23 protein-coding genes are annotated in these 16,325 nt (G+C 40.6%); 4 read left to right on the plus strand and 19 right to left on the minus strand.

Annotation, left to right across the window (positions count from 1 at the left end; translation table 11 throughout):
* Nucleotides 1-24: 24 nt before the first annotated feature.
* The 12 genes from RMZ95_RS20315 to RMZ95_RS20370 form a co-directional block, all read right to left on the minus strand.
* Nucleotides 25-402: a clan AA aspartic protease gene (locus RMZ95_RS20315; protein WP_322682314.1), complete on the minus strand. Its 378-nt coding sequence runs from the start codon at nt 400-402 to the stop codon at nt 25-27.
* Complete coding sequence (locus RMZ95_RS20320; protein ID WP_322682313.1) at nt 399-671, minus strand: hypothetical protein; 273 nt, start codon at nt 669-671, stop codon at nt 399-401. Before RMZ95_RS20320 ends, RMZ95_RS20315 begins: the two co-directional genes overlap by 4 nt.
* A gap of 97 nt (nt 672-768) precedes the next feature.
* Complete coding sequence (locus tag RMZ95_RS20325; protein ID WP_322682312.1) at nt 769-1,068, minus strand: DUF705 domain-containing protein; 300 nt, start codon at nt 1,066-1,068, stop codon at nt 769-771.
* Between the two features lie 39 nt (nt 1,069-1,107).
* Nucleotides 1,108-1,275 carry a hypothetical protein gene (locus RMZ95_RS20330; protein WP_322682311.1) on the minus strand — a complete coding sequence of 56 codons (168 nt, stop codon included), beginning with the start codon at nt 1,273-1,275 and terminating at the stop codon, nt 1,108-1,110.
* A gap of 24 nt (nt 1,276-1,299) precedes the next feature.
* The gene (locus tag RMZ95_RS20335) at nt 1,300-1,650 is read right to left on the minus strand and encodes a DUF5615 family PIN-like protein (RefSeq protein WP_322682310.1); all 351 of its coding nucleotides are present in this window, start codon (nt 1,648-1,650) and stop codon (nt 1,300-1,302) included.
* Entirely contained in the window at nt 1,644-1,982 is a 339-nt protein-coding gene (locus tag RMZ95_RS20340; RefSeq protein ID WP_322682309.1) for a DUF433 domain-containing protein, read from the minus strand. The genes RMZ95_RS20335 and RMZ95_RS20340 overlap by 7 nt, the downstream gene beginning before the upstream one ends.
* A gap of 73 nt (nt 1,983-2,055) precedes the next feature.
* Nucleotides 2,056-2,388, minus strand: a complete 333-nt coding sequence (locus tag RMZ95_RS20345; protein WP_322682308.1) for a DUF5615 family PIN-like protein — start codon at nt 2,386-2,388, stop codon at nt 2,056-2,058.
* Nucleotides 2,385-2,609, minus strand: a complete 225-nt coding sequence (locus tag RMZ95_RS20350) for a DUF433 domain-containing protein (RefSeq protein ID WP_292867582.1) — start codon at nt 2,607-2,609, stop codon at nt 2,385-2,387. Before RMZ95_RS20350 ends, RMZ95_RS20345 begins: the two co-directional genes overlap by 4 nt.
* An 88-nt stretch (nt 2,610-2,697) precedes the next feature.
* Nucleotides 2,698-3,633, minus strand: coding sequence for a hypothetical protein (locus RMZ95_RS20355; RefSeq protein WP_322682307.1), 936 nt, complete (start codon nt 3,631-3,633; stop codon nt 2,698-2,700).
* 91 nt (nt 3,634-3,724) lie between these two features.
* Nucleotides 3,725-4,021, minus strand: coding sequence for a hypothetical protein (locus RMZ95_RS20360; RefSeq protein WP_322682306.1), 297 nt, complete (start codon nt 4,019-4,021; stop codon nt 3,725-3,727).
* A gap of 34 nt (nt 4,022-4,055) precedes the next feature.
* On the minus strand, nt 4,056-4,652 hold the full coding sequence (locus tag RMZ95_RS20365) for a DUF3177 family protein (RefSeq protein WP_322673383.1): 597 nt from the start codon (nt 4,650-4,652) through the stop codon (nt 4,056-4,058).
* Between the two features lie 479 nt (nt 4,653-5,131).
* The gene (locus RMZ95_RS20370) at nt 5,132-5,377 is read right to left on the minus strand and encodes a Calvin cycle protein CP12 (RefSeq protein WP_322673382.1); all 246 of its coding nucleotides are present in this window, start codon (nt 5,375-5,377) and stop codon (nt 5,132-5,134) included.
* Nucleotides 5,378-5,739: 362 nt separating this feature from the next.
* On the opposite strand from RMZ95_RS20370, the gene RMZ95_RS20375 reads away from it, so the two are divergent.
* A complete protein-coding gene (locus RMZ95_RS20375) occupies nt 5,740-6,972 on the plus strand; it encodes an FIST N-terminal domain-containing protein (RefSeq protein ID WP_322682305.1) in 1,233 nt (410 codons plus the stop codon).
* A 224-nt stretch (nt 6,973-7,196) separates the two neighbouring features.
* On the opposite strand, the gene RMZ95_RS20380 is transcribed toward RMZ95_RS20375, so the two are convergent.
* Nucleotides 7,197-8,324: a metallophosphoesterase family protein gene (locus tag RMZ95_RS20380; RefSeq protein ID WP_322682304.1), complete on the minus strand. Its 1,128-nt coding sequence runs from the start codon at nt 8,322-8,324 to the stop codon at nt 7,197-7,199.
* 397 nt (nt 8,325-8,721) lie between these two features.
* On the opposite strand from RMZ95_RS20380, the gene RMZ95_RS20385 reads away from it, so the two are divergent.
* The gene (locus tag RMZ95_RS20385; protein ID WP_322682303.1) at nt 8,722-9,594 is read left to right on the plus strand and encodes an S-methyl-5'-thioadenosine phosphorylase; all 873 of its coding nucleotides are present in this window, start codon (nt 8,722-8,724) and stop codon (nt 9,592-9,594) included.
* Nucleotides 9,595-10,254: 660 nt separating this feature from the next.
* Here the strand turns inward: RMZ95_RS20385 and RMZ95_RS20390 are convergent.
* The gene (locus RMZ95_RS20390) at nt 10,255-10,845 is read right to left on the minus strand and encodes a hypothetical protein (RefSeq protein ID WP_322682302.1); all 591 of its coding nucleotides are present in this window, start codon (nt 10,843-10,845) and stop codon (nt 10,255-10,257) included.
* Nucleotides 10,846-10,944: 99 nt separating this feature from the next.
* Nucleotides 10,945-11,511 (minus strand): DUF6658 family protein, encoded by a 567-nt coding sequence (locus RMZ95_RS20395; protein WP_322682301.1) that lies wholly within the window; start codon nt 11,509-11,511, stop codon nt 10,945-10,947.
* Between the two features lie 341 nt (nt 11,512-11,852).
* Between RMZ95_RS20395 and RMZ95_RS20400 the strand changes: the two genes are divergently transcribed.
* Nucleotides 11,853-12,773, plus strand: coding sequence for a lysylphosphatidylglycerol synthase domain-containing protein (locus RMZ95_RS20400; RefSeq protein ID WP_322682300.1), 921 nt, complete (start codon nt 11,853-11,855; stop codon nt 12,771-12,773).
* An 18-nt stretch (nt 12,774-12,791) separates the two neighbouring features.
* Here the strand turns inward: RMZ95_RS20400 and RMZ95_RS20405 are convergent, their stop codons facing one another.
* Both RMZ95_RS20405 and RMZ95_RS20410 read right to left on the minus strand, forming a co-directional pair.
* Nucleotides 12,792-14,105, minus strand: a complete 1,314-nt coding sequence (locus RMZ95_RS20405; protein WP_322682299.1) for a hypothetical protein — start codon at nt 14,103-14,105, stop codon at nt 12,792-12,794.
* 348 nt (nt 14,106-14,453) lie between these two features.
* Complete coding sequence (locus RMZ95_RS20410) at nt 14,454-14,897, minus strand: hypothetical protein (RefSeq protein WP_322682298.1); 444 nt, start codon at nt 14,895-14,897, stop codon at nt 14,454-14,456.
* Nucleotides 14,898-15,069: 172 nt separating this feature from the next.
* On the opposite strand from RMZ95_RS20410, the gene RMZ95_RS20415 reads away from it, so the two are divergent.
* Complete coding sequence (locus RMZ95_RS20415) at nt 15,070-15,234, plus strand: ribbon-helix-helix domain-containing protein (protein WP_072022197.1); 165 nt, start codon at nt 15,070-15,072, stop codon at nt 15,232-15,234.
* Between the two features lie 86 nt (nt 15,235-15,320).
* Here the strand turns inward: RMZ95_RS20415 and RMZ95_RS20420 are convergent, their stop codons facing one another.
* Complete coding sequence (locus tag RMZ95_RS20420; protein ID WP_322682297.1) at nt 15,321-15,935, minus strand: PIN domain-containing protein; 615 nt, start codon at nt 15,933-15,935, stop codon at nt 15,321-15,323.
* Nucleotides 15,936-15,937: 2 nt separating this feature from the next.
* Nucleotides 15,938-16,282, minus strand: coding sequence for an STAS-like domain-containing protein (locus tag RMZ95_RS20425; protein WP_322682296.1), 345 nt, complete (start codon nt 16,280-16,282; stop codon nt 15,938-15,940).
* Between the last annotated feature and the right edge of the window lie 43 nt (nt 16,283-16,325).

The following is a 16,325-nucleotide window of genomic DNA, read 5'->3' on the forward strand; positions in this document are numbered from 1 at the left end:
TACGGTCGGCGTGCAATGGGCAATTTAGACCGTGTTTACTTTGCTGAGTTCAACGCGACCGCCTTCAAATACTTGCACCATTAGCTGATAACCCTCCATCAGGGACATCCCGACGAGTGGTTCTGAATCAGCCTCATCAACCGGGATTGTCAGAATATCTTCATCCCAAACTAAAACTGCTTCATAGACATTGAAAACGCATTCACTCCCATCTCCAAGAATGGCTCGTCCTCGCCTCTTCCATCTCAGATTCAACTGAGCAATCAAATCTGGAGGCAGTGAAAGCCAACCGTTAAAGCCTGTGTCCACAATCGCATCTTGTGTGTAAATTTTGCCATCGGAACCACAAACTGAAAGTGAAATAATCGGTTCAAAATCCGCGTTAACGATTCCGGCGATCATACGGCTTTTTTCACGCGTCCGCCGAATCGACGAACATGGCGAGAACCAATGCGGACAATCCAGATTTGAGCGTCTGGGTGACGGGCTTCGAGGCGATCGCAAGCAGCTATTTCACTAGCATCTACTTCAAAAGCTCCGGTTTCGATGTCAATCGCCACAATCTTGCCATGATTATCTGCTTCAACCTGTGAGCGCACCTGAGATTCATAAATCTCATCGCCACGTCGAGCGAATTCTTCTTTGCCGTAGCAGGGTTGGCGAACTGTCATAGAAATAGCCTCGTGTTCACGCCTCTAATTTTTCTATTTTAGGCTGTCAACCATCTTATCAAACTGGGCGATCGCTCTATCACAGTCGTCCACAGTCCTACTCACTGAGCAAACTGTTAGCCTGCAATGGATACACATGGCGTAAGCTTCGCCAAGCCGGAAATGGTTGATCGTCAATCATTGCTTCTGGCTTTGGGAGATAACCAGCGAAGCAATCCTCTAGTCCAAACTCCTTTGCTGAAGCACGAGCATAATCACTGCCTCCACTGCTCCAGCAGTACAGTACTGATCCTTGCGCCTTTAACTGTCGAACTACTTCAATGACACTGGGTATTGGAATTCGTTTCGTTCCAACGGAGCGAACAAGAGTGTCATCGACATCAACAAAAATGACCACAGTTGAGTTTTCCGTGCTAAAGCTTGATTTTACTTAAATTTAATCGCCTAATCGAAGAATAACTATAACTGACCAATTCGGCATGATATCCAGAAAGAATAATAATGCTCCCAGTGCGATCGGTTCTTCAAAATTAAAGACAGTTTCAAATAGCTTGCTTTGTTCAAGATAACGGCTAAGATGATCGGCAGCAGATATTCTTTGCATCCACACCAACGGCTTTTGGCTGCTTTACCAGGGTAGATACTGAACTTGACCTTCTAGTTCTCCCTCTTGGCTACACTCTACAAGTACAAGAATATCTTCAATGACTCGCCCGATCGGTGCATCTAGGCTGACTTCGATAACTCCCGGCATCGTCTGACTTTGCCTAACTCGATCGTATGCATAGCGAGTAATTGTAGAAACGTCATGGGTAAGCAGAATACGTCTTTCTTGGGCTGCCCAATCTAGGATAGTTGGATCATCTTTGCCTGATAACCCAACGTCTTGTACACGAACGATGTCGATTTTCGGGCTACGGCGGAATAATCCTCTAACAACTGTATTATCGAAATTTTCATCAGCAAGGAATTTTAACATGCTTCCTGTGCTGCTTTGCGGGCAAGCAAGCGATCGCGTAAGCCTTGTGGGTCAAAATTCGCTTGATTTATTGCCCGAATCTCTTGTGATTGCTGCTGTCGCTGTTGCAAGTAGGCTTCTACTTCCGGTTGATGATTGAGGTAGAAGGCGATCGTAGCGTAAACGTCAGCCAAATTCAGCGACGGATAGCGATAAACAATTTCCTCTGCTGTCGCGCCTTGCTTAAAGACAGCAACCACAGTGTCCAATGTAACGCGGGTTTTACTGACGAGAACTACCCCATCCTCATTCGATTTTAGAGGAGCAACTTCAGGCATAATTGATAGTGTCATGAACGTCTTGCAATTCCATAAATTAATCAAAATAGCTGATTTCGATGTAGACGGCTTCGCTCATATTTTCAACCTACGCTAACACCAAAATGCTTTCTACTTCGCTATCTCCAAACTGGCTGATTATACCAAAGTTATCTCGCAGGATTTGGACAACTTTAGAAGTTGGGCTGTTGCCAATACGGAGATAAATAAATTTAGGTGGATGACCATATAGAAGACTGCGCTGATGAAAATCAGAATCTTTGGAAGCAATTACAAAATCGTGTACTTTAGCGTACTCCCAGATAACCACATCGTCTGTGTTGATTAACCCTAAAGTTTTAACGTGTACTGAATCAGGATACAAATCTACAATCCGTGAAATAATTCGATCAGACAAATTTTCGTCTAGAAGCAGTTTCACAGGGATACCACAAATAACTTCTTCTCACGATCAGCAGCAAAAGCTAGACACGCTTTAATGTCTTCGGAAGTTAATTCCGAAAAATCCTCTAGGATTTCTGCTTCAGTCATTCCACCAGCAAGATATTCCAAAATATCATAAACAGTGATTCGCATTCCCCGGATACAGGGTTTACCACTGCGTTTTCCAGGTTCGATCGTAATAATGTCGTGATAATTCATAAAAAAGTACATAACCTTTCTTTGGCTTTCACAGATCACTCTTGGTCCGTCGGCTCCAACGCAGTATTAGTCTGCTGAAAGAACATCGTTAAACTGCCCATACAAATACCCGATACACTAATCCATTACTGAGAATATATAGCGAACCTCCTCTGCCTACAACACTTTCTGCAATAATTGTTTGTCCTGCCTCATCTGTAAACTTGAGTTGTTTGAGTAGTTTGACCTTGCCATTGTTGTTCAGAGAAAACAAGTCATACGTATCTCGATCGCTATATCCTCCACGAAATAAGGCTCGATTACCAGAAACAGCAAAACCATCACTGCCCGAAATAGGCATATTCCACACTGACTGAATTTTATTATGATGTAAATGAACGAGTGGAAATTCTGTGTAATAGTACAACCAGACATCTGTATCAGATTCCACATTTAATGCATAACAATCACAAATGGAATCTAAGCCATCCGTTGGCTGAAAATCGTATATTTTATTTCCCGTTGAATCCCATGCAACAAGCCCAGACGATCCAATTGGCTCATCCCAACCAAAATTCCCGAAAACTCCTTCATCAAAAAAACTAGTCCAAATGGTTCCGTTTGAAGTTGCTTGAACAGATTGGATGCCATCGCCAAGCAGGATTTCTCGACTAAATTTTCCACCAAGGCTATAAATACGACCGTTTCTTTCAAAATCATTCGGACTTTTGTAATGAGAACGGGCACATACAAGCAGTATCTCTTTTGCAGGAAGAGGTTGAATATCGTGAATGTTAAATTGTTCTTCTGCAATATCGATGTCGAGTGTTAGCCTATCTTCTTGAAAGGCAATTATGCGGTAACGCTGCGGAGTATCTGGAGTCGTTTTTGCAAAGCTTGCCCATCCTGGCTGTTCAGTCCGGTAATCGAGTGGTTTAACAGCAAGCACGACATAGACCATTTCATCGAAACCAACATTGAATGCAACAATGTTTCCGTCGGTTACAACGGAATTCAATTCAGCAATAGGTGATAGCGGAAGCATTTTTTGCAACTGGCGATGGTCACTGAACTAAAATAATGACAGAATTGAGTAAGTCTTTCGGCAAAATTAAGAATTACGAATTAGTAATTAGTCAAACATCTACTTCTGATAATAGAGCTTCCATCGCTTCCCAAGAAATTCCTTGTTGAATATAACGGGGTGCTTCAGGATTATAAGGACTGGCTACTCGGTCAATATTGAGGATGTTTGCCCCATCTGGTAGGACTGGTACATCTGCATCAAATGCTGTAGGGCGCATCAAAGAACTGGAAAAGCCTTTGAAAATAGCAATTGTATCTTGCTCATCGGCAATTTCCACCGTTACAATTAGGACTTCTTGAGGGCGTTTAGCGGTGTATTGTTCCAGTCGCTTACCAATGGAATTCATGTTTTTAAGAGTAGGTTAAGTGGCACAGCGATAGTTACTGTGGTGTGGCTGAACGTCCCTGTTTGCCCAGCTTAATCAGAACAAAATAGCTCAAGTAAAGCACATAAATTACTAAACTAGTTATGCCAAGAAAACCTAAAAACTCAGCCTTGCTGTTAGCATGAAAATATTCTTTGAATAGTAACGGAGCCTCAAACCAGACACGACAATAGGGAGTCTTCAGCATATTGCCAGAAAAAGCACAACCCAAAAAAGGTATAAATGCTAATGCGCCCAAAAAGCAATAAACAGTTGTCGCCCAGCGCCAAGAAGTAAAAATCAATTTCAAAGAACCACTGGTTTGATACTCAATTTCATCGTTGATATCCACCCAAAACCACAGCGATATCGGGATCAAAATCTGAGCTATTAACCCAGAGATAAAGCTAACTGGATACTGGGCAATCATTAAGTAAACCGTGATTGCCACCAAGCTTGATACTCGCCAGTATATAGCCAATAAGCGTTGTATGCCTTCTGCTTTTTGTACAAATGCCCAAATCAGCAGAATTAGCGGAATAATTACCAAGAATAATACTGCCAGTCGGTAATCAATCCAGACGAAAGGTCGAAACCAAATATCATAGTCCATATTTTTTCTCAAACAATAGATAAAAAGAAGTCAGGAGTATGAATAAATTAAGTGCGATTTTATACCACTACCTGAATGTAGACTGCTAAATAAGGCAGGGGTATTAAACCCTTTTATTCAGGAGTCAGTCGGACTCCAATTCATCCTGAATTCTTCTTGATAATAGTTTATTGAATCTCGTATGACTAGAAGTCACGAGTATTACAAAAAATTTATAGGGGCGTACATCTGTACGCCCCTAGTGCCAATTAATTGGTTGTTTAATTTATGAAAATCGCAACTTATCCCTTTGGAAGAAGCCTATTGATTCAAATAAGGAATTTATTTTTTGTTTCCACGACTAAAATCCGTAGCTCCAAATAAAACGCTTGCGAGTGGAGGACATTGGTGAGTTTCCACGTCCTCTACTCTGGGCGTCTTCTTTAGTCAATGCTGGTTGTTTGCTAACCAAGCAACATAAAATCCAGTTACCTCAATTTCTAGTCGTCGTAAACGCGGCATTCAATGGCATCTGGGTTGTCATCACAATACTGTTCTAGAGAATTTTTTGGCTTGCTTTGGCGCTTGTGGGAAGCTTCGGCTTGTAATTCTTCTACTGCATCCCAAGCAGCAGCACACTCTGGTGAGTTGCTACCGTTAATATCACAGACAGTACGCGCTTGTTCCACTTCTTGTTGGATTTGCTCTTGGATGTCGCTTTTTGCTGTTTCTTGGATGTTGGTCATTGCTTTAGTCTCGTTATGTGTTGTTAATACTAGTATAGAAAATGGCAGTTTTTCGCTTGATTAATAACCATTCTAACCATTTAGCCGATGGTAAGTTAGTTTTTTAGCCATTGATTTATAACCAATACAGCAAGCTACTCTATCTATAATGCATTTATCTTTATTTTTTAAGATTTTGTGGAATTAGTAGCATAGATAAATAATCATACAATATATTTAGATGCCTATATTAGGGAATGACAACTCCAGCTTCTTGGGATGGAGGAGACTAAGGGCTGGCATCAATTATTGTAAGATGCAATTCTTCCCAAAATAAAAAGTCAAAATCTACTAGCCCAAAAAGAGAAAGAAGCTCAAAATTCATGGCAGACCAAATGCAGTGGGCAAATGCCCTATCAACCCGTCATTCTCTGGAAGCCGCTGTTACAGATGTGGTAGAACGAGCTGTTTCATCGTTAACAGCACCTGCGGATTTAGGACTGGTATTCATTTCGTCTGCTTTTACGAGCGAGTATTCCCGACTGTTACCCTTGTTAGCTGAGAAACTTTCTGTGCCTGTGCTAATTGGCTGTAGTGGTGGTGGTGTAATTGGGACGACAGTTAGCGGAGAAACCCAAGAATTAGAAGCTGAACCAGCTATTAGCTTGACTTTAGCACACCTTCCAGGGGTGAAGATTCAAGTTTTTCATGTTGTTGCTGAAGAATTACCTGATTTAGATAGTTCGCCAGATGCTTGGGTTGATTTGATCGGTGTGCCAGCATCACCGACACCGCAGTTTATTTTGCTGTCTAGTTCTTTCGCCTCTGGAATCAACGATTTGTTGCAGGGGCTGGATTTTGCTTATCCAGGATCGACGATCGTCGGGGGACAGGCTAGTGGTGGAGGTATGGGTGGTCGTGTTGCCCTTTTTTGTAACGATACTAACGGTGAGGAACAGCAAAACTTGTATCGTGAGGGCACTGTTGGTATAGCTTTGACTGGCAATATTGTTTTGGAAACGATTGTCGCCCAAGGATGCCGACCGATTGGCAAGCCATTGCAAGTTACAAAAGCCGATCGCAATATCATTCTAGAGTTAGATGAGCAAGTGCCTCTAGTGGTGTTGCGAGATTTGATTGCTAGTCTCAGCGAACAAGAACGGATTTTAGCACAGCATTCTCTGTTTGTTGGTGTGGCAATGGATGAATTTAAGCTGGCTTTGCAGCAAGGAGACTTTTTAATACGTGGTATTCTTGGAGTCGATCCAAATGCTGGGGCGATCGCAATTGGCGATCGCGTTCGTCCTGGTCAAAGGCTGCAATTCCATCTACGCGATGCCCAAGCCTCTGCTGAAGACCTCGAATTACTCCTCCAAAGTTATCAACACCAACGAGAATCTGAACCCTCGGCTGTAGCTGCTTTGATGTTTTCTTGTCTGGGACGAGGTGAAGGACTCTATGGTAAACCTAACTTCGATTCTGAATTATTTCAGCGCTACCTTAACGATATTCCTATAGGTGGCTTTTTCTGTGGCGGTGAAATCGGCCCTGTTGGTGGCAGAACCTTTTTACACGCCTACACCTCAGCATTTGGAATTTGTCGCCAAAATCAGTAATGAGTTTGTCATTTGTCATTGGGCGTTGGTTATTAATTATTCCCTTCTGCCTTGCGTCAGCCCTAATAATTACGTGTTCAACCGGACTTGATATAACTCCTCACTCCTAATTCGGCAATTTGAGATTTTGGCCGCACCTTTGGTATGCTGACAGTGCAATGCCGGATTTTAGATTGCCTTTCTTTGTAAAAATCTAAAATCTAAAATCCAAAATTGAATGACTTCTAACTCTTATTCAGTACAAGTGTGCTGTTATTATCAATCATCGTCAAATTTCCAGCAGTGGCTATGCCTGGATGGGGTTGTAATGCACTATATGTCTGAATGTAGCGCCGCACTTCTGGAGGAAAATGAGGGTAATCTAACACCGCATCCCCATCGGCAATAGTTGCCCAGAAGTCGCGCAAACCAGGAGCTAATTCTTTTGCTTGTGATAATGGTAAGTTTAATGGAGAGTGAGTTAGTAGCTTAATTAGAAAAGGGAAAGAGCGATCGCCCATCCACTGCCTTGATAACTGTTGCAAGTTAGGGAACTCAGGCACTGACTCTACGCGATGGGATAAAATCTGCAACGATTCTTTACCTTGGTTATCCCGATGAAACTCTAACACTCGATAAGGGTGAGGATAGCTAACTAAAGAACCAGTGGTAATATCATATACCCCATCTGAGTAAGCAATGTCCTGAACGTGCAAATGCCCTGTAAATACTAACTTGACTCCGTAGCGCCTCAACAGCTGCAATAGTTCTGTTGAATTGGACAACATATAGCGATTTGCCAGTGGATGGTTCGATTGATTGGGCAGATGTTCCACTACATTATGATGCACCATCACCAAAACTAAGTCATCACCAGATGCCGCTAGCACCTCTTCTAACCACCGTAGCTGTTTGGCATCCAAACACCCCACTTGCTCTCCCCGGTCGTTAAAGGAGTTAGAATTTAGTCCAATCAGCTTAACTCCAGGCAATAACTGACGAATGTAGTAAATCTGCTGCGGATCTTCGTAGCCAAACTTTGTGTAATAGTAGGGAAAATCGGCAAAAGCAATCGATTGCCGATCGGCCAACAGCACAGGAACGTCATGATTACCAGGAACAACATAGACGGGAAAAGGTAGCTGGGCTAAACATTGTTGTAACCAGGCGTGGTTTTCTGGTTCGCCGTGCTGGGTTAAATCTCCTGGCAACAACAAGAAATCTAAATCGAGTTGTGTTAAATGTTCTAGTACACTTTTAAATGCTGAGATACTTACTTCCACCAGATGAAATCGGCTGGGATGATCCCAGATTGTGTGAGGAAGTGCCAGGTGTAAGTCGCTGACTACCGCAAAGCGAAAATTGAGACTCATTGATTTATGAAAATGTTAAAAGCAGGGGTTAAAATAAGCCTTTTCCCAAAAGTATAACGCTTGCTTTGTTTCCCTGCGTAGAAGTGCGTATATTTAATATTTATATACATTAAATATTGATTACACACTATGGTGACGATTAACTTAAGGGCTAATGATAACCATTAATCTCCAAAAATTATCAGAAATTTGATTGCTCAAAATTATTAATTAACCCTCGAATAACTGGGTGATGATTTCTATCTGCACCTAAACAAACAATTAATGGGTAATAATTCAATAGTGTTAGCGGCACGAAATGCGATCGCATAGCTCATTGTAGACATCGCTTTGTTTTCTGCTACTCCCCTTTTCGATAAAATAACTGAGCAGATCGGTAAAGAACAGGTTCAGAATCATGGCTCAAGCTAGTATTGGGATTATAGGTGGTAGCGGTCTTTACAAAATGGATGCGCTCAAAGATATCGAAGAAGTGCGAGTCGAGACTCCTTTTGGTTCACCATCTGATGCTTTGATTCTAGGGACTTTGGATGGTACACGGGTAGCCTTTTTAGCGCGTCATGGCCGCAATCACACGCTTTTACCCTCTGAATTACCGTTTCGCGCTAATATCTATGCAATGAAGCAATTGGGTGTGAAATATTTAATTTCAGCTAGTGCTGTGGGTTCCTTGAAGTCAGAGGCGAAACCACTGGATATGGTGGTGCCAGATCAGTTTATCGACAGGACAAAAAATCGGATTTCAACGTTTTTTGGTGAGGGAATTGTAGCTCACATTGCCTTTGGCGATCCGATTTGTCAGAATTTGGCGACTGTGTTGGCAGATGCGATCGCATCTCTCAATTTACCAGAAGTTACTCTCCATCGCGGCGGCACTTATGTATGCATGGAAGGGCCAGCTTTTTCTACTAAGGCAGAATCGAATCTTTACCGCAGCTGGGGTGCAACAATCATTGGGATGACGAATTTACCAGAGGCGAAGTTGGCAAGGGAAGCGGAAATTGCTTATGCAACCTTAGCGCTGGTGACAGATTACGATTGTTGGCATCCAGACCATGACAATGTGACAGTGGAGATGGTGATTGGCAATTTGCTGCGGAATGCTGTGAATGCTCAAAAGGTGATTCAAGAAACTGTGCGGCGCTTGAGTGAAAATCCACCACCGAGTGAAGCGCATTCGGCGTTGCAATATGCAATTTTGACTCAATTGGATAAAGCACCACCAGCGACAAAGGAAAAGTTAGGGTTATTGTTGCAGAAGTATTTGTAGTATTGCTGATGAATGAGCGATGTTTATGACGGGCTACGCTTACGCAGTTTCTTAATACAGTTTTGCGTAAAAGCGTAGCGTTTTTAATGCAAGGGAACGCATTGACAATGCAAGCCGACGCATTAACAAGGCGGCCACCGCATTAACAAGGCAGGGTATTGCCTTTCATTAATTCGCTAGGAATTAATGAAATGCTGTATTTAGATTAAAACAAGAGCGATCGCTACGAAGAGCTATTCGGTGAGGTAACATCATCATGAAATTATAGAGGCGATCGTTCATTACTAAAATCTAATCAAAAGACCTCTCCCTGGTTTTACTACGCAAAACCGTCCCTCTCCGAGTCGGAGAGGGACAGACTTGAACTAAAGTTCAAGGCAGGAAGAGGTTCATCGAACTCACGCGATCTTAAATCCTGTCCACATAAAACTAAAATAAAGCCTGCATAAGCAGGCTTTATTTTAGTAACCCCAGACTTTAATCTGTGGGCGCTTTTATATTTTTACAAGAGATTAAATGACTAAGCTGTTACGCATTTAAGTTGTATATTAAAGGAGCGATCCTGGTCATTAGTTATTTGTTTTCAAATGACAGATGACCAATTGACTTAGGACAGTCTTAACGTCAAAATGTACAATTTAGAAGCGCATCAGCTTAATTTCAATCGACTGTGTTCTTAACTGCTTTGCCTGCATCCTCAGCTGTGCGCTTAACATTTTTACCAGCATCCTCAGCTCCACGCTGAACATTTGTCGTCACGTCTTCAGCAGCATTCTGGGTATTACCCTTGATATTTTCAATTCCTCGCTGAGTTCCTTTAACAAGACCTTTGCCAAGTTCTTCAGCTGAACTACCTATATCTTCACCCAGGTTCTTGACTCTTCCACCAAGAGATGTCCCTTGTTTGTAATTTTCGCCATATTGCTCTGGGCTGTCAATTCCCTTCCGATCGATATTCTTTTGAGCATTTTTTACTAGGGCCTTAGCTCTATCATTAGCTGCCTTTTCATCTTGCGCTCTGGGATCTACATCACTAAAGTTATTTATTCCACCAGTAGGAGAATTCAGAGGATAATCTTTTGTGGCATCGTATCGTTCAATATTAGGTGCTTGAGCACCAGGTTGTGGTGGCTGTGTTGCTATTCCTGGAGCACCACAAGCCTGTGTCATAAATAGAAAGATTCCTGCTAAAAAAACAGTTGCAACTTTCAAGGGACGAATATTTTTCAGCCAATTCATTGCTTTTCTCATACTTCTAAGTCCTTGCATTTTTGTGACTAAGTTAAACTTCAACCAAGATGGCATTTGGAATTAATTTTACATCCAAAGCATTCAGAAAAAACAAGATTTTTATCTGTTTACTGCTGGATTTCGCTGTAATTCAGGTCTTGCTTTAGCTTCATCTGCCTTGTTATTCAAAAAGCCGGAAGCTTCTTCAACAGCTTCTTTTACAGTCTCAAGCCGATCTTTAACCCGCTCTCCTACATTTGATTCATTCTGAATCAAACCACCGGGTTCAGGCTGGCGGAAGTCTTTATCTGTGATCAATGGCAGTTCTGCTTCTTTCTGGATTCGACCTGCTGGTGTCTCGCCACCAGGATAAAGGATCTCAGATTCTGTATTTGTAGCAATCAACAATTGCGAACTTGGTTGTAAGCTAGCTTGGTCACGTCCCTGATTGGCTTTTGGGTTTGCTATTTTCGGATCGGTAGACATTCTATAGTTGCTATACTTGTCTCCACCATTCTTATAAGGGTTGTTTGCTCCACCGGCTTGTACAGCAGGATTTTGTGGATTTGCACCTTGAGCATTTGCCCCACTACAAGCAGTGCTAACTATCAACAATAGTCCAGCTAAAAAGATAGTTAATATCTGGCGCAATCTTATTTTTTTCAAGAATACTCTCACTGCGTTCACTTAGTCCTCCTTACCAAAATATTAATAAACTAAGAATTTGCTGAATCATTGGATTGGTCAGCAAGTTATTGTGCTTGTTTTGGTTCGCTCACTTTTGATAACCTGTATTCAGCATATGAATAATAAAATGCTCTTTACCTCTAGCGCAGGCTACATTTTAAGGAGTACAAAAATAATATTTTTATCTAACTCTAGAGAGATATAAAATAAAGTAATATACTTTTCGTAAAAAGAACTACATGAAGCTGTCTGATACTTCAAAATATTTGGATATATAGCTGATACACCATAAAACTTAAGTATTCAGCCCTTGTTGCTCTCAACGTTAAATGACTAAATTCATGAAGCAATTTTTACGCTGGATAATTTTGGGAGGAACGCTGTTTTTTTTAGGGAAAGCTCTGAAGGACAATTGGATTGAGGTAACTGCTATCCGCATTGATGATGTAGGATGGGCAATTATGGCGATCGCAACAGGGGTAACTTTACTAGCTCATACTTGGGCAGGCTGGATCTGGACTTGGATTCTGCAAGAGTTAAATCAACCTGTATCATCTCCTCAATTCATCCAAGTTTACTTAAAAACGAACATCGCAAAGTATTTACCAGGCAATATCTGGCATCACTACGGACGAATTGTCGCCGCCAAAAATGCCAATATTCCTACAGGTGCAGCCACCTTAAGCGTTTTGCTAGAACCGCTACTCATGCTAGCGGCTGCTTTAATCATCATTGTCTTATGTAGTAGCCAATTTGCAGCAGCTAATACTACCCTTGTTATCCAAATACTACAATTTCTGAGTTTAGCTGTAGTCCTTAGTGCGATTCATCCGTGGTTTTTGAACCCCGTTATTCGTTTTTTGTATAAATTAAAAGCAAAAAAGTCTGCTGCTACAACTCAATCAACTGTTCCCTTCAGTCTTAAAAACTACCCTTTGCGCCCTTTGTTAGGAGAAGTGGGCTTTATGGGACTACGCGCCACTGGGTTTATACTAACTATGTTCGCCTTGGGTTCGTTGAATGCGAATCAAATTCCTTTGTTATTCGGGGCTTTTAGTTGCGCTTGGTTGTTGGGGTTTGTTATACCTGGTGCGCCTGGTGGGTTAGGTGTGTTTGAAGCGACTGCGTATGAACTTTTACGACACCACTTTCCATCTGCTTTAGTATTTAGTGCGATCGCTCTATATCGCCTCATCAGTATTTTAGCTGAAACTGCGGGTGCTGCCTTAGCTTGGTTAGATGAACGCCTTGGGAAATCCTGAATCAGGCAAAACTCATTTTTATCTATCTACTTTCATCTGTGAAAAAACACGATAACTATCCAGATTTAATTGCTGATTACTACTTTGTTCTTCTTTCATCTTAATCAAGTTATATTCTACATTTTCTGCATAAATTGCGAAAGTGATATTAAAAATCTCGATAAAATTTATTACCCCTTTGCATTCCTCTTCGGAATAGTTTTCGTAAAAACGAATCAAATGAGCAATCCGGGTTTCTAAATGTCTCCGAGAATTTTTACAAATCAAAATAATCTTTAATAATATAATTACTAGGGTGAGAGCATGACCTTGACCAATTAATAAAATAAATAATTGCGAAGGTTCTTTAGAGTTTTCGGTTGTAAAGTAATCAATCACTCGATTACAGGTTCTCAAGAACAATTCTTTAGTGATAATTTCTTGATTATAATCTGTCTTCCATAACGATAAACTATGTGCAAACTGCCGCCGCCAAGTTTCGACTGATTCTTGATTTTCTACAGGAAAAAATAGGTATTTTTCTAGGCTTGTTTTAAATTCTTTCAGAGTTTGATTTTCCGTTTGCTTGATAAATATATGGGCAATATTATCATGGCTAAATACGCCTTTTTTTAAGACAATTGCTTTTATTAAGCGCAAAGCTTGATCTCCCAAAATACTGGGATTTTTATAGCGTGTTGTGCTTGAGACAGCAGATTGAGAACGAGCAATATACATTGCTAGTTCAAACTTAAATTTGTCTTTAATCTGTTTAGAAAGCCTTCTAGCAGCTTCTTGTTGCTCTTTAGGGTTCTTATTATTAACAGATTGATCGATCAATAAATAGGAAGTGTAGCGATTAGCCCAATGACCTTTAGATGATTCTTCATATTTAGTAGCAAATAATTTCAGATCCTTGTAATCTTTGCTGTTAGCAAACTTCTCTAACCAGATTTTACAAGTTTTTACTACTGGAGGATTATTGTCTTGAATTTTCAGATTTTCATGAACAAATAAATTAATTAAGTCTTGGATATATTTGTCTTTTCGGTTAGTTTTCCAATTATTAACTATGATGTAGCAACACCGCTTAAGTGTATTGTATAATTCTTCCTCGTTATCATCTAAAAAAACACTATATATTCCAGGTATATAATCGGAATCTTCGCAATCAAGACCGTCTATAAATAAATTTTTGAATTCTCGTAAAACATCTTCCGGTGGCAATTTATTGACAATTCCCATAAAGAAGCTATAAACCTCTTCTTGGGCAGTTTGTACATCTAATTGTCTAGAGTTAGACGTAACACAATGAGAATTTTCCTGACTAATTGATAAACGATTAGCGGTCATTTCAGTTATCAGGACAAAAAGACTTCCTGTTCATATTATTACCAGCTTAACCTTGGCGAACAGGAGCATCAATCTATTCTTCAGAAATTCAGTCATCTTTTTACATAAATTTGATTAACTAGGGCTATAAATAAAGTATTAAAGATAAATTGTTTAATTCTTCATCAAATGGTTCAGTAAAATTACTTATTTATCGCTAGAAAAAACCACACATAAATATATGTATATGGGCGAGTTTATCTATAAATTTAGATATAACCCGCCCATACTGTACAGTGACTAATTATTTGTCGTCGTGACAAATTAATGTCATCCATTAAATCCTTACTCAGTATAGGTTCTAGCGGTTTAGAAGAATATGGGTTGTAAACAATGACAGAAGCTCAAGCGATCGCCATATAAAAATCTGGGTGTCTTTGCTACATCGGGAAAGTTAGCGGGAAGCTCAATAGATGCGTCTGGGCATTTGAGGTTAACCCTGAGCGTTCGCGCAGCGTCTTTGTTAGGAGAAGCCGAAGGGTTAATCAAGCTTGGGACTATATCTTGGTTACTGTGCCGGATGAGATTCAGATAAGCGGCAATCAACTTACCATTGAGGTTGTAAGTTAATTGAGAAATCAGAATCGCAGCTAGACTTTCTATTTCTTGCTGCTGGAGTTGCATCCAGGCACTATCAAAGTCAGCATCAGAGTAGTTGTTGAGCTTTGCCAGTAATTCTGTGATGCCGAAATCATCTAAAGCTTGTTGATAAGCTCTGTGTTGATCTGTTTTGTAGCTAACAGGCTTTAACATGGAAAATGTCTCCTGTGATATGGGGGCCAAAAGCCAGCATCCGCCCTGAGAAAGTTGATGGCTGGCTTTTGACTTATCAGTAATTATACGCTAAAATAAAGTGTTTTTATGTTAAACAGTGTGCTTTAATGTGTTTAAATTAAAAACGCACTAAATTGCTTATGATGCTGATATGGGAAAAGTAACTGTAACTCTTTATATGGAAGAAGAAGACAAAGAAGCCCTGCAATTTTTGGCTGATGCAGAGGAGCGTTCTTTGTCTCAAATGGCGGTGTTAATTGTGAAACGAGCGATTAAACAAGCTCAGAATGACGGAAAAATTCCACCAAAATCGTAATTTGTTAACGAAGCGATCGCATTTTGATGGATTTTGAAGATGCGAGTAACTGCTGTATGAATTCTGGCAGTTTGTTAGGGCAATGCTTACCTAGTTATAAGTTTGCCTTGATTTGTAGCTGCGGCGATCGCTCCTGGATTAGCTGTAAATACCTGAATTACTGGCACTGTTACATAATCGCCATCATCAGTAATAATCTTGTTGACTGACTCCTGTTTCATAGATTGCAAAATGAACAGGTCATAGCCATCCAAACACTGAGTACTGAACTGAGTTAGAGCATTATCTATAGTGTGTTCATCAAGTTGAACACTAATTTGAAGAGCAAAGGTGTTCTTGACTTGATTCCAAGCAGCTTTTACTTGAGAAACAACTTTAGCTCTTTCTGAAGGGTAGTTATGGCGGTATTCTTTATTGTTAATTCTGCTAGAACTGTAAGATGATAGCTTTTTTTCTTCTCTTTCAATAATATGAGCTAATTCAGCCAGCGATAAACCAGAGCAGCAAAGAGTAGCACCTGCTGTAAAGGTATCTGTGATGTAGTTTGAATAGATGCTTTGAGATGCAGTCAAAGATAAACTTGCTGGAGGATACGTCAGCCAGTACCAGACATTCGTATCAACCAAAAAAATATCCCCCTTTTGGGGGGAATCAGTCGTAATGTCAATGACATCTGCCTTTACGGTGTAGTTAACTGACATGACTAACAGGCAGATTGTTCAAGAACCATCTCATCTACGGCTTCACGATATTGCTCATCTGAGTAATAACGCTTTGCATTCTCAATCACATTATCGTAGGTCTGTTGACCAAGAGGACTGAGGTTAGATACAACTAGAAGTCGATCTAGGTCTTCAGCTTTGATATCGCGCAATAACTGACCAATGGCAATGTTGAAAAACACGGACAAAAATCTTCTAACGTCAGCAAAGTCTAGCTCTACTAACTTTCCTGCTTGCAGTTGAGGATAAATTAAATCATAGATTTGTTGCCCGGACTGCTGGCTCATGCAGTTTTCGCCAATTAGCTCATAGACTTTGTATTTCATGGCTCTAAAACCTCTATTAGAACCTTTGTACTAAAATAATACT

The organism is Nostoc sp. DedQUE07 (assembly GCF_034530975.2).
Taxonomy (GTDB): Bacteria; Cyanobacteriota; Cyanobacteriia; order Cyanobacteriales; family Nostocaceae; genus Nostoc.